Source organism: Pedobacter sp., from assembly GCF_041645105.1.
GTDB lineage: Bacteria > Bacteroidota > Bacteroidia > Sphingobacteriales > Sphingobacteriaceae > Pedobacter.
In genome coordinates this window covers 37,555-51,732 of the sequence record NZ_JBAZQQ010000005.1, presented here as the reverse complement: position 1 = coordinate 51,732, position 14,178 = coordinate 37,555, and the positions used below count along the sequence as shown (strand labels likewise).

General features: G+C 35.8%; 12 protein-coding genes and 1 tRNA gene. 2 read left to right on the top strand and 11 right to left on the bottom strand.

All coding sequences use genetic code 11. The features are described 5' to 3' along the window. Positions 1-11: 11 nt before the first annotated feature. Positions 12-512 (top strand): histidine phosphatase family protein, encoded by a 501-nt coding sequence (locus WC623_RS16110; protein WP_372852914.1) that lies wholly within the window; start codon positions 12-14, stop codon positions 510-512. On the opposite strand, the gene WC623_RS16105 is transcribed toward WC623_RS16110, so the two are convergent. From WC623_RS16105 to WC623_RS16085, 5 genes are all read right to left on the bottom strand, one after another. Further along, positions 509-1,372, bottom strand: coding sequence for an AMP nucleosidase (locus WC623_RS16105; protein WP_372852912.1), 864 nt, complete (start codon positions 1,370-1,372; stop codon positions 509-511). The two genes, WC623_RS16110 and WC623_RS16105, sit on opposite strands and share 4 nt — an antisense overlap. A gap of 61 nt (positions 1,373-1,433) precedes the next feature. Beyond that, on the bottom strand, positions 1,434-2,675 hold the full coding sequence (gene clpX, locus WC623_RS16100) for an ATP-dependent Clp protease ATP-binding subunit ClpX (RefSeq protein WP_372852910.1): 1,242 nt from the start codon (positions 2,673-2,675) through the stop codon (positions 1,434-1,436). Positions 2,676-2,678: 3 nt separating this feature from the next. After that, a complete protein-coding gene (gene clpP / locus WC623_RS16095; protein ID WP_372852908.1) occupies positions 2,679-3,371 on the bottom strand; it encodes an ATP-dependent Clp endopeptidase proteolytic subunit ClpP in 693 nt (230 codons plus the stop codon). Positions 3,372-3,545: 174 nt separating this feature from the next. Further along, a complete protein-coding gene (gene tig, locus WC623_RS16090) occupies positions 3,546-4,892 on the bottom strand; it encodes a trigger factor (RefSeq protein WP_372852905.1) in 1,347 nt (448 codons plus the stop codon). A gap of 290 nt (positions 4,893-5,182) precedes the next feature. After that, positions 5,183-5,267: transfer RNA gene (locus tag WC623_RS16085), tRNA-Leu, on the bottom strand. Between the two features lie 285 nt (positions 5,268-5,552). On the opposite strand from WC623_RS16085, the gene WC623_RS16080 reads away from it, so the two are divergent. Further along, positions 5,553-5,762, top strand: coding sequence for a hypothetical protein (locus WC623_RS16080; protein ID WP_372852903.1), 210 nt, complete (start codon positions 5,553-5,555; stop codon positions 5,760-5,762). A 2-nt stretch (positions 5,763-5,764) separates the two neighbouring features. On the opposite strand, the gene WC623_RS16075 is transcribed toward WC623_RS16080, so the two are convergent. Genes WC623_RS16075 through WC623_RS16050 form a run of 6 tightly spaced genes read right to left on the bottom strand, consistent with a single transcriptional unit; the run spans position 5,765 to position 14,043 of the window. Then, on the bottom strand, positions 5,765-6,562 hold the full coding sequence (locus tag WC623_RS16075; RefSeq protein ID WP_372852901.1) for an ABC transporter substrate-binding protein: 798 nt from the start codon (positions 6,560-6,562) through the stop codon (positions 5,765-5,767). A gap of 27 nt (positions 6,563-6,589) precedes the next feature. Continuing rightward, positions 6,590-7,276: an ABC transporter ATP-binding protein gene (locus WC623_RS16070; RefSeq protein ID WP_372852899.1), complete on the bottom strand. Its 687-nt coding sequence runs from the start codon at positions 7,274-7,276 to the stop codon at positions 6,590-6,592. A gap of 20 nt (positions 7,277-7,296) precedes the next feature. Next, positions 7,297-9,669, bottom strand: a complete 2,373-nt coding sequence (locus tag WC623_RS16065; RefSeq protein WP_372852897.1) for an ABC transporter permease — start codon at positions 9,667-9,669, stop codon at positions 7,297-7,299. Between the two features lie 17 nt (positions 9,670-9,686). Further along, positions 9,687-12,056 carry an ABC transporter permease gene (locus WC623_RS16060; protein WP_372852895.1) on the bottom strand — a complete coding sequence of 790 codons (2,370 nt, stop codon included), beginning with the start codon at positions 12,054-12,056 and terminating at the stop codon, positions 9,687-9,689. A 21-nt stretch (positions 12,057-12,077) separates the two neighbouring features. Next, positions 12,078-12,776 carry an ABC transporter ATP-binding protein gene (locus tag WC623_RS16055; protein WP_372852893.1) on the bottom strand — a complete coding sequence of 233 codons (699 nt, stop codon included), beginning with the start codon at positions 12,774-12,776 and terminating at the stop codon, positions 12,078-12,080. Between the two features lie 22 nt (positions 12,777-12,798). Further along, entirely contained in the window at positions 12,799-14,043 is a 1,245-nt protein-coding gene (locus tag WC623_RS16050) for an efflux RND transporter periplasmic adaptor subunit (protein ID WP_372852891.1), read from the bottom strand. Between the last annotated feature and the right edge of the window lie 135 nt (positions 14,044-14,178).

Here is a 14,178-nt window from a genome sequence, read left to right as displayed (position 1 = left end):
TACTCGCCCATATGAAGCAGCTATTATTGGTTAGACACGGTAAATCTGAATGGGGAAATGCTCACCTTAAAGACTTCGACAGGCCATTAAATCCCAGGGGACATAGAAATGCACCTGAAATGGCAGCCAGATTACTTCAAAAGGATCTGGTTCCGCAGCTGGTTGTTAGCAGCCCTGCATTAAGAGCTATTACCACTGCTCAGCACTTTGTACAAGCATGGAAGAAGTCGGCCGGACAAATAGAACAGAAACCCTCAATTTATGAAGCTAATGTAACTGCACTATTGAAAGTGATCAACAGCTTTAACAATGATTTCAATTACATCGCCATGTTTGGACATAACCCGGGTTTTACGGATCTGGCTAATTACCTAAGCGATGCAGATATATACAATATCCCTACCTGCGGCACAGTATTGATAGAATTTGACATTGACGATTGGGCACTGGTAAGCCACCATATTGGCAGGCTCATCCAGTTTGATTATCCTAAAAGTCTGAGAGACGATTAGAATTGCAGATGTTTAACGGTAAGCCCGTTATTGATCAACTGTTTCAATGAATCAATTCCTATTTTAAGATGCGTTTCTACGTATTTAGAAGTTATATTACTATCACTTTCCGTAGTTTTTACACCCTCTGGAATCATCGGTTGATCCGATACCAACAATAAGGCTCCAGTTGGAATTTTATTAGCAAATCCAGTAGTGAAGATAGTTGCGGTCTCCATATCTACAGCCATTGCTCTTAAAGTTTTAAGATACTTTTTAAAGGTTTTATCATGTTCCCATACCCTGCGATTGGTAGTATAGCACGTACCAGTCCAGTAATCCCTCGAATGATCACGTATAGTTGTTGAAATAGCTTTCTGCAAAGCAAAGGCAGGCAAGGCAGGCACTTCTGCTGGCAAATAGTCGTTAGACGTCCCCTCACCTCTTATTGCTGCTATTGGCAGAATGAGGTCACCTAATTGGTTTTTTTTCTTTAAACCACCGCATTTACCTAAGAACAGCACGGCTTTCGGATGGATTGCTGTAAGTAGGTCCATCATCGTTGCAGCGAGTGGACTTCCCATTCCAAAATTGATAATGGTAATACCATTAGCCGTTACACTTTGCATAGGTTTATCAATCCCCATAATAGGCGCATTATCATGCAACTCCGAAAACATCTGTACATACTTACTAAAATTCGTAAGCAATATGTATTGTCCAAATTCCTCAAGAGGTCTTCCTGTATATCTAGGCAACCAGTTCTTTACTATTTCTTCTTTTGATTTCAGCCCTTTTTTGATCGGAGTTTCTACCTCCTTTACCTTTTTTGCTTTTCCAGAAGCTTGTTCCTCTTTTTTTACATCTTTTTCTTCGTTCATATTCATCCTTTCTAAATAACAATATAAAAAAAAATCCCCGGTAAACCGGGGACTTTATATCTTAAGCAGCTTTTAACTTTTTAAAATCTGCCTTTTCGAATTTCTGCACGGCATAATCGAGCGTGACATTCAAATCCTTAACACTTGTATCGGATGGGATTTCGAACATCGCATCCAACATAATAGCTTCACAAATAGACCTAAGTCCCCTTGCCCCTAGTTTATACTCCATAGCTTTATCCACTATAAAATCTAAAACCTCATGATCAAATGTAAGCTGCACATTTTCCAACTCAAATAGCTTTTGATACTGACGTACCAAAGAGTTCTTTGGCTCTGTTAATATATTGCGTAAAGCTTGCTTATCTAATGGATTAAGGTGTGTTAAAACAGGTATACGACCAATTAACTCAGGTATTAAACCAAATGATTTTAAATCCTGAGGGGTAATATATTTGTATAAGTTTTTAAGATCAAGTTCTTCTTCATCTTTTTTCACTTTATAACCAACAGCCTGTGTACGTAATCTATTCGCTATTTTACGTTCAATCCCATCAAATGCACCACCGCAAATAAATAGGATATTATTGGTATTTACAGGAATCATTTTCTGATCAGGATGCTTACGTCCGCCCTGAGGTGGAACATTTACAACAGTTCCTTCTAAAATCTTTAATAAAGCTTGTTGTACACCTTCTCCTGAAACATCACGGGTGATAGACGGGTTATCACTTTTCCGTGCAACTTTATCTACCTCATCAATATATACAATTCCCCTTTCAGCAGAAGTCACATCATAATCAGCCGCCTGCAGTAAACGCGTAAGAATACTTTCCACATCCTCACCTACGTAACCAGCTTCAGTCAATACTGTTGCATCGCAAATACAAAAAGGAACATGCAATATTTTCGCTATTGTTTTTGCCAATAGCGTTTTACCTGTACCTGTTTCACCTACAAGCATGATGTTAGATTTTTCAATCTCAACTTCATCTCCTTTATCCACCTTCTGGCTTAATCGCTTATAGTGATTGTAAACCGCCACAGAAAGTACTTTTTTCGCATCATCCTGACCAATAACATACTGATCAATATGTGCTTTAATTTCCTGTGGTTTTAATAAGGTAATCGAAGTATCTAAAGGTTTCGATTTTTTAGTCCCCAATTCCTGCACTAGCAGCTGATTGGCCTGGGCTACACATTTATCACAGATAAATGCATCCAGTCCTTCAATAAGCATTAATGTATCCTGCTTACCTGAACCACAAAATGAGCAACGGGATTCTTTACTTTGTTTTGCCATCTTTTAGTCTTTCTTGCTAGCACCTAGCACTTCATCAATCATTCCAAAGCTTTTCGCTTCGTCAGCTTTCATCCAGTAATCACGGTCTGAAGCCTTTTCCACCCACTCATAGCTTTGTCCGGAATGATTTGAAATAATATCATACAATTCCTTTTTCAGTTTAAGCATCTCTCTCAAGTTGATCTCCATATCAGAAGCTACACCTTGTGCACCACCAGAAGGCTGGTGAATCATTACACGAGAGTGAGGCAAAGCAGCACGTTTGCCTTTTGCACCAGCACATAATAATACAGCGCCCATAGAGGCCGCCATACCAGTACAAATAGTTGCTACATCTGGACTAATATATTGCATGGTATCATAAATACCTAAACCTGCATATACAGAGCCACCTGGTGAATTTATATAAATTTGAATGTCCCTATTGTTATCTGTTGATTGTAAGAACAACAACTGAGCCTGAATGATGTTGGCATTTCCATCATAAATTGCATCTCCTAAAAAGATAATGCGATCCATCATCAAACGGGAGAACACATCCATTTGCGCAACATTAAGCTGACGCTCCTCAATGATGTACGGAGTCATGCTCTTTGGAGAATTGTTTGTAGCACCTATAAAACGGTCAACATTTAAACCATTAATGCGGTGATGTTTAACTGCGTATTTTCTAAACTCGTCTTTATCTATCTTCATGATTTCTAATTGTTATCTTTTGTACTACATCAATAGTAATAAAACTAAATTGGTAATTTATTGTGGAAATGTAAAATTCTAGTTTCCCTTTTATATAAATAAGGCGGCCTTCTAAAAAAGCCGCCTTATTCTTATTTTATATAAAAGTAATTTATTGCTGTAATAAAGCAAGGATTATTTTAACTCAATAAACTTGTTATATGCAATCTCTTTTTCATCCAAAGTAGCTACTGATTGAATGTAATCAAATACTTTCATCGCTTTTACTTCGTCAAAAATACGGTTAGCATTGTCTTTTTCTTTTAAGAAAGTAGCTGTATACTGTGCCAATTGATCTTCTGGCATTGGGCTTGGGCTATACATTCTGAATTGAGCATCTAGACGTTGTTTTGCAGTCTGGAAAACATCTTCATATTTAATTTCGATGTTATTGTCTTTAATCAATTTGTTCTCGATCAAAGTCCATTTCAGATTTTTAGCAAAATCATCATAACCTTCAGCCAATTCTTCATCAGTTAATTTCTCGTTTGTAGCTTTTAACCACTTACGTAAAAACTCATCTGGCAATTCGATTTTTACACTTTCGATCAGTTTAGTGTAGATATCGTTTTGTAATTTACGATCACCATCCTGTTGGAACATGCTTTCTACCTCTTCAGTGATTTTAGCAGTAAAACCAGCTTCGTCAGTTACTACACCTGCACCAAATAATTTATCAAAGAATTCCTGATTTAAATCAGACTCCTCTAAACGATTTACATTTTTAATCGTTACCTGGAATTTAGACTGTAAATCTTTAGCATCTTCTTCGCTGATGTTTAATAATTTGGCGATAATCACCTCATTTTTATCAAAAGCTTTTTGTACATCAAGTTCTACAACATCATCTTTTTTAAGACCTAATAAAGATTTTAAAATCTTTTTATCAGTAACCTGATCTAAACGGATAGAACCAGTTTGAGTAATTCCACCTTCAAATACTGAACCGTCTCCAGCAAGTTGTACCAATTCTGCATAAAGAACATCTTCTTCAGCCGAAACTTCAGGGTTTGTCATTTTGCCATAGCTTCTACGGATATTTTTGATACGTGCAGCAAGTGTTTCTGCATCAGCTTTAACGATGTATTTTGTAAATTTATCTTTAGCAGTGATGCTAACATCAATAGCTGGAGCAAGACCTAATTCATAATCAAACTCAAACTCATCAGTATAATCCCATTTGAATTCTTTTGAGTCGTCCATTACAGGAAGTGGCTGACCAAGGATTTCTACTTTATTATCAGTAAGGTGTTTATTTAGTGTTTCACTTAATAAATTATTGATCTCTTCAACCAGGATACTTCTGCCATACATCTTTTTGATGTGAGCTGCAGGAACCATTCCTTTACGGAAGCCCGGAAGGGTAGCTTTTTTAGCTTGTTCTTTTATAGATTTATCAACCTTTTCAGTATAATCTTCAGGCGCAATCTTAATTTTTACAATCGCGTTTAAATCGTTAATTTTTTCCTGTGTAATGTTCATCTTTCTGAATCAATAATTATTAATTTCTTTATATAAAAAATCCCCCGTGTTGCGGAGGAAGTTTACTGCGGAAGAATTGAATCCAACCCACCGCTCAAATTTCCCAATTCGAGGCCGCAAATATATGCTTTTTTGTTGATTTCAAAGCCTCTAAATTAAAATATTATGTCGTTTAAATGTCTGAACTTAGGCTTCCGGAATAGTTAAAAACAAGTATAATTTGGTTTATATCTAAACTATGCTTTTTAGATATAAACCAAAAAAGCAGCCTTTTGGGCTGCTTTTGATCTTGGTGCGGAAGAAGGGACTCGAACCCCCACGCCGTGAAGCGCCAGATCCTAAGTCTGGTGCGGCTACCAATTACGCCACTTCCGCATATGTTGGTTGTATTGAGGACTGCAAAGATAGATATTGTTCTGAAAAGTCAAAAGAGTTTTTGAATTATTTTAACACCTTTTAGTTAACATACTGGTTTTCAGTAAAAATATTTTTATTTAAATTCTTTTTCTCCAACTAAACAATATAATTCATCAGTTATATTCGGTTTAAACCATATAATCCAATAAAAACAATAAAAGGCCAATGTAAATACTCAATTACAAAAATTAATCACAAGGTCACCTGTTTTTTATTTTTTGTTAATTTTTTACTTTTGCTTCTATGAACCCTACAACCAAATTAACTCATCATCGAGAATTGTTCAAAAACTACAATAAGAATGAAATTGATTCTTTATTGTGGGATATGTATAAAGGCTGGTTTTTATACAGCGCTACAGAAATAGATAGCGATAAGCAGATAGATATGCTATTGTTCTATGATGAAGTTAAAAATCTTTTACTGGAATACTTTTCTCCCACAAACACATAACCTTACAATAGTTCCTTTTGGAACTGAAACAAGTATTGTACAGCCTTAACTAACCTACTTCCATACCAGGAGAACATCTCTCCATCCACTAACATTACCTTGGCTCCTGGTACTGCCTTTTTTATTTCTTCCGTATGCTTTTCCTTAAAAGGGTAAGGCTCGGAAGAGAGAAAAATAAGATCAGGTTTTAATTCATTCAGTTTACTAAGATCAACCTCAGGATAACGGCTTTGAGTGATCACATTTCTCAACCCATTAATGGTTAAAATATCATCGATAAAAGTATCCTTACCTGCTAACATATAAGGCTCCCTCCATATTAAATAAGCAACTCTCTTATCAATCCCCTGTTGCAATGCTAATGCTTGAAGATCTGTAAAACCTGCATTTATCAAAAAGTTTAAATATGAAGCTTCAGGTTGTCTGTCTACCAACTCTCCTATCTGAGTAATGGTATGTTTAGCATCAGTAAGTGTATAAATATCGCTCATCCAAACCGGAAACTCTGTCATTAATTCCTCGATCTGCGCTTGCTCATTCTCCTCTTTATTCCCAATAATCAGATCAGGTTTTAAGCTTCTGATCTGATCAATGTTTAATTTCTTAGTCCCCCCTATCTTCGTACGCTCAGCAAACTTTTTAATGGGATGAATACAAAACTTGGTGATACCAATGACCTCTGTATCCAATCCCAGGTCAAATAAAAGTTCGGTCTGCGAAGGAACTAAAGACACAATTCTTTTAGGAGGGTAGTTAAAACTTATGGATCTATTCAACTGATCAGTAAAAGTCCGAATCATGATACAAATATATTGCTAGTTAAGATTCTAACAACCCTTTTTAAACTGTTCTTTATCAACAACGCCATCAAGAAGATGCAGAGTTCTATTGCCATAAGCAGCATTTACTCCCGAATGAGTAACTTGTATAATGGTAATCCCTTCCTCTTCGTTAAGTTTTTTAAATAGATCCATAATTTGTAACGATTGGGCCGACTGTAGATTTCCTGTAGGCTCATCAGCCAAAATAATAGATGGCCTAACGGCTAAAGCTCTTGCAATACCTACCAATTGCTGTTCTCCACCAGATAACTGACTAGGAAAAAAATCTCTTTTTGCGCCTATATGAAATCGTTCTAGCAAGTCCTCAACCCTGCTCTTACGTTCAGCTGAAGGAACTTTTTTATAAATCAATGAGGCTTCAATATTTTCCTTAACCGTCATCTCATCTATTAAATGGTATGCCTGAAATACAAAACCAATATAATTTCGATATACTTCTATTCGCTTACGTTCACTAAGCGAAAACATATCCTGCCCCATAAATTCATATGAACCATAAGTTGGTTCCTCTAACATCCCCATAATACTCAACAAAGTTGACTTTCCAGCACCAGACGGCCCCATTATGGAAACAAACTCACCTGCATTTATACTTGCAGATACATGACGAAGGACATAATTCTTCCCTCCTTTGTTTAAATAAAATTTTTCAATACCCTGTAGGTCGATCATCACTTATAATTTATTAATAACTACTCATACTTTAACGCATCGATAGGATTTGCTTTTGCCGCTTTATAGGCCTGAATACTTACTGTTAATAAAGCAATTAGAAATGTTCCCACTATTGCCAGAACTATAACCGAAAGGGAAATATCAGTTCTAAACTCAAAATTTGTCAGCCATATATTCATAAGATAATAAGCTACCGGCACACCTATTATAACTGCCACCAAAATCATTTTCATGAATGACACAGACAATAACTTCATGATATGTACAACAGAAGCACCAAGAACCCTACGAACACCGAATTCCTTAACCCGCTGATCTGCACTATAAGCCGTTAGTCCAAAGAGCCCTAAACAAGATATAAATATGGCTAAGCCACCAAACAAGTTCGATAATATCCCAAGAACTCTTTCTCGTTGAAGCTTTTTAACATATAGATCATTCACAAAATTTAATTCGACAGGATATGCAGGATTTATTTCTTTCGTTATTTTGGTGATCAGCTCGATATTTTTAGTCAGGCTATTATTCGGATTAAGACGCATCGTAATATTTCCACGCCAATCTGGATTAAAAGCAACCACTAATGGTCCTTCAGCAAAATATGGCGAGCCTAAAATAAAGTCCTTAAACACGCCAACAACTGTAAAATCGTTACCATGATATTTCACTCTCGTACCAACAGGATCTTTAAGCCCCATTACTTTCACAGCAGCAGTACTTAATAATAACCCCGCTGTATCCGAAGCAAAAGATTTGGAAAAATCACGTCCTGCTATCAATTCTATACCGTTTGTTTCTAGAAAATCATAAGTAGTGGCAATTTGATTGAAACTAATATCTTTATCCATTTCAGACATTCCCGGCCATATAAACCCCCAAAAATTAGAACTTACATTAGATAGAGTTCCAGATGACTGACAAATTGCGGTAACCGCACCTGTCTTTAACAATTCCGTTTTAAAAACGTCAAACTTTCTACTTAATTCACCCTCCTGTTGCATTTCTACCAGTAGGTTAATATCATAGCCAACAGGTCTGTCTTTTATAAATTGAATTTGCCTGTAAATAACCAGCGTACCGATAATCAAGATAATAGCAAAGCTAAACTGGCAAATAACAAGTACCTGTCTTAAACTTACAGGGATTCTATTCGTTCTTATTACTTTCCTCTTTAATGTTTGAATAGGTTCAAATGAAGAGAGATATGATGCAGGATAACTACCAGACAACAATCCAGTCATCAAAATCACACCTAAAATTCCAAACCAATAGCTGCTGTTGTAATAATTTATACTCAATTTTATATTAAGTAACTGGTTAAATGTGGGCAGCAAAATTTCAACCAACACTACAGCAAACAAAACACTTATAAAAGTTAGTAGAAGAGACTCGATCAGGAATTGGGAAATTAAAGAAGACCTGCTTGCACCAATTGTCTTTTTTATTCCTACTTCTTTAGCTCGTCTTTCAGACTTAGCTGTTGCCATGTTCATAAAATTAATACATGCAATAAGAAGAATCCCGAAAGCTAAGCCTACAAACAGATAAATACGATCAATATTTCCGCCAACGCTTTTGCCGTTTACAAACTTTCCATACAGCTGCCTATCTGACAATTTGAATATAAAAACCTCGTTTTCAGAACCCTTATCATTCCTTTTTATGACATCTTTCAGCTTTGAATTAATTAGGTTAACATCTGCTTTCTCATCTAACCGGATCAAGGTCTTCCAATTATAATTACCCCATTGAGGTTTCTTTACCCAACTAAAAAGCTCTTCATACAAGGTCCATGGCATCAAAAAATCAAAAGTATTTGAACTATTATCCGATAAATCTTTGATGATACCTGTCACTTTTAAATCAACTTTATTATTAAATAGCACAGATCTATTAAGCGCGTCGCCATCTTTAAACAACAGCTTTGCCATACTTTGCGTAAGCACTACAGATTTTGGTGTATTTAAAGCCGTGTTTGCGTTCCCTTCAATAAATTCATAATTGTAAATCTTCAGCATGTCAGGATCAGCAAAAATAGCTTCCTTTTTAAAACTGTTTTCCTCATTTGAAATTAAAGCCTCCCCGACATTACAGATCAAACTAATTGCCTCAATATTTGGGATCTCCTGCTTTATAACTCTTGAAATAATATTGCTTGTCTGATCTGAAGTCCCCTGAATATTACCATTTGAATCTTTAAAATTGGTCATCACAGCATATACATGCTCTGATCCTTTGAATTGTTTATCGAAACTCCATTCATAAGACACATATAGCATCAATAAAAGGAAGGAAGCTAGCCCTATAGCTAAGCCAATAACATTGATTATTGACGAGGTTTTATATCTCCAAAGATTCCTCAGCGCAATTTTAAGATTGAGTTTGAACATGTCTTCTTATTTATAGGTTATTCATATTTTAAGGCATCAACAGGATTAGCTTTTGCCACTTTTATAGATTGTATGCTCACCGTGATCACAGCAATAAGTACCGAAAGTCCGATCGCAATAAGGAAAGGGAAAATCGAAATAGAAATTCTGTATTCGTAAGCAGAAAGCCATTTACTACTGATAATATAAGCCAAAGGAAAAGCAATTACATTTGCTATAACAACCAGTCTAATAAAGTCTTTATTTAAAAGGGTAAGGATATTTGTTGTACTTGCGCCCAATACCTTACGGATACTGATCTCCTTTTTACGCTGCTCTGCCATAAAAAGTGCTAGACCTAACAACCCTAAGCAAGAAATGAAGATTGCAAAGCCACCAAACCAATTAGAAAGTGTACCCAACAGCTTTTCATTCTTAAACTTTGCCTCGAAAGACTCATCCACAAATTTTCTGCTAACTGGATAATTCGGTTCCATTTGCTTAACCAGCTGGTCTATTTTTTCAAGCGAAGAACCTATATTTCTATCCTGATTCAATCTCACGATCATTACCGCAGCACCATCTATATAACTTGGATAAAAAAACATTGGTGCTACCCTTTGATAGGCACTTTCTACTACAAAATCCTTAACAACACCTACATTTGTTACTCTTTTATCTCCCCAATATATTACTGCACCTATCGGGTTTTTAAGTCGCATCATCCTCACAGCGGCTTCATTTAGCATGATATTAGTACTATCATCCCGAAGCTTATCTGTGATTTCTCTCCCACTTATAAGTGTTGTACCAATGGTTTTTATAAAGTCGGATCCAATACCACGGTTATTAAAAAGGATAGACTCACCACGATTCCTGCCTTCCCACGAAATGCTTGTTGTATTATTTCCATCTTCCGTAATATCCTTACTAAAAAAAGTAACCTGCGATGCGGCCCCTGATTTCAGTAACTGAGTCTTTAAAAGCTCACGCTTGCTCTCATTTCTCATTTCCCCCTGAATATTTATCTGAACCAAGTTAGACTTATCATATCCTATAGGTTTGTTTTGAACATAGTTAAGTTGCTGATATATAACTACTGTACAAACGATTAGACAGGATGCAAATACAAATTGAACAACAACTAGTACTTTCCGAATGGAAATTGAGGAGTCAGATTTGACTTTTAAGCCTTTTAATACTGCAATAGGCTCAAAAGAAGACAGATATAAAGCAGGATAACTTCCGGCCATAAATCCAGTAAATAACATCAACCCTCCAAGACTTACCCAAAATGTGAGGCTACTATAATTAATTGCCAACTTAATGTCTAATAAGTTATTGAAATAGGGCAAACTAACTTCTACCAGTACAAAAGCTAATGCAGTTGACACAAAAGTGATGAAGATAGATTCAATTAAAAATTGACCTACAAGAGAATTTCTGGTAGACCCGATAGCTTTACGTATTCCTACTTCTTTAGCTCTTTTTTCAGAACGGGCTGTAGACAAATTCATGAAATTAACACATGCAATCAACAGGATACAAAAGGCCAGCAATAAGAAAATCTTTAACTGCTCTATCTTTCCACCAACAGATTTCCCGTTTTCAAATTCATTGTACAAATGCCATTTTTCAAAAGGATGTAGTATGGCTTCTGGACTAATCCCTTGTTTATTTCTTTTATAGATGTCTCTCATTAACGCATTCGCTTCAGCAAAAAAGTCATTACTTTTTAACTGTACTAGTGTAAGACACATATTGCTACCCCAATTAATTTCTCGTGCCCATTCCTCTCTCTTTTCAAATAAAGCCCAGGGCATCAAGCATTCAAAAGTTATACTACTATTATCAGGAATATCTTCTATTACGGCCTCTACTTTTAATACGTCCTGATTTTCTAACGTTACTGTTTTATTTATAGGATCTTCGTCCCCAAATAACTTTTTAGCAAATGATTGTGTTAAAATGATTGTGTTAACACCTTTGAGTACCTGATCAGGATTACCCTTAATAAATTTATAATCCAGGATTTTAACAAAAAATGGGTCTGTAAAAACAGCTTTAATCTTAAATTTTTTATCGCCTACGCTAATGAGTTGGGAGTTTGAATAAGTAGCGTGAGAAGCATATTCAACCCCCGGGATTTTTGCTGCCACTTCTGCTGCCATTGCATTTGGAGTCCAGGCCCAACTGAAAACCTTCCCATTGGCCTCAGCATTTTGATAAACGACATAAGTCTTATCGCTATTAGCTGATTGCTTATCATAACTCCATTCATAAGCCACATACAGCAATAAAATCATACAACTCGCCAAACCTATTGCCAATCCCCCTATATTGATCAAGCTAAATCCCTTATTCTTCCAAAGGTTCCTTAAGGCTATTTTAATATTGAATATAAACATCTGTCAAATCGGTTAAAAGAATTAAATAAGTTCTTCAGTAGGTGTCCTGTTGATCTTTTCGGAAATCACATGCCCGTCCTTAAGATTAATGATGCGATTAGAAAAACTAGCATCATGGGAAGAGTGTGTTACCATAACAATAGTAGTTCCCGCTTCATTCAATTCACATAAAAGCTCCATTACTTCATTACCATGGGAACTATCCAGGTTACCTGTTGGTTCATCGGCAAGTACTAGCTTAGGTTTTGTAACCAATGCCCTGGCAACGGCAACACGTTGTTGTTGTCCACCCGACAACTGTTGTGGGAAATGGTTACTGCGATTAACAATATTCATTCTCTCCATGATTTCATTAACCAGCCTTTTCCTTTCTCCTGAAGCCACTTTATTATAAATTAAGGGCAGCTCTATATTTTCGAAAACAGTAAGTTCATCAATCAGATTAAAGTTCTGAAATACAAAACCCATGTTTCGTTTTCTGAAATTTGGGCGCTCACGTTCATTCAACGTCAGTAATTCAGTATCCATAAACTTATAACTACCATTTTCAGGTTTGTCTAATAAGCCCATAACATTCAAAAGAGTTGATTTACCACAACCAGAAGGCCCCATGATTGACACAAATTCTCCGGCTTTAACATCTAACTTAATACCATTCAATGCAGTGGTTTCAACTTCCTCTGTTTTATAGACCTTTTCCAGATTCTCAATTCTTATCATAATTATATTTTTATGCTATGCCTTATTTATTAATTTCTACCATGTCGTACTGATTAAACTGATCGTAAGAGGAAGTGATCACCTCTTCATTTTTTTCTAATCCTTCCAATACTTCATAATATTTAAAGTTTTTACGCCCAATTTTTACATTTCTTTTTATTGCTTTTCCATCTTTAACTACAAATACCCAAGCACCTCCAGTGCTTTGAAAAAACTGGCCCTGACTTAAAAGCAAAGATTTACTATTGTCGGACAAGGTCAATTTCACTGGTAAAGTCAAGCCTCTTTTTAAATCAACAGGCGATTTATTTTCAAACCCCAATTCAACTTGAAACTGCCCAGATGTAATTTCTGGGATTACTTTTTTAACGATCAGCTGATAACTACCACCATCAAATTCACATGTCGCAGTTTGACTTTCCTTAACCCTACTCACGTAATACTCATCAACACTTGCCTGTAACTTATACCCCTGAAGCACATCAATTTTACCTAACATCTCATTCACACCATAGGATTTACCAATCACAGGGTCATATGAGGATAACTTTCCAGAAACCGGGGCTGTGATAGTCATATTTTTAATGTTTTGCCTGATGGTCTGTAAACTCTCGTTCATATTGTTTATAGACACATCAATTTGTTTAAGCTGCATAATACGACTCTGATTTTCTTGTTTAATAGCTTCTCTAAGTATTTTCTTACGCCCTTGGTAATATTCATAATCCTGACTGGAAATCTCAAATTCCTGTTTGGTGATTACTTTTTTTGAATACAGTATACTATCCGTATTATATTTCCGAGTTGCTGTTCTTAAACTGTTCTCAATACCCATCATATCCTGACTCATTATCCGTTGATTTTGTTCGAGATCAAGCCTCAATTTACGCAATTGATTGATTTGTTCCGTAATGCTTGTTTCGCTTGATGTATACCCTGATAAAGCATTTGGATTCGCAATCCTTAACAAGGGAGTTCCTTTTACAACACTGGCTCCATTTTCAGTAAAAATTTCTGCTACCGTGCCCCCCTCAGGAGAACTAACAATTACAGAGGTTAGAGGAACTACACTTCCATTTAATAAAACGACATCCTCAAAATCTCCAAATAATACTTTACTTAAGGTAACTTTATCTGCATCGGCTTTATAAACTTTTGTTAACGACAAGCTATAACCATATGCTACAATAACGATAAATAGTAAAAGCCCTATAGCAATTACTATCTTTTTCGTACTGAATCTTTTTTTCTCTATAAGCTTATCCATATCTATTTTACATACATTACTACACTCGGTTAGCCAAGCTTATGCCAAGAGATATATAAATTTTAAACAACTAATTATCAACACATTAAAAATTAAAACATTCTTAAACTGTTCATAAACGAACACTATCTGTAC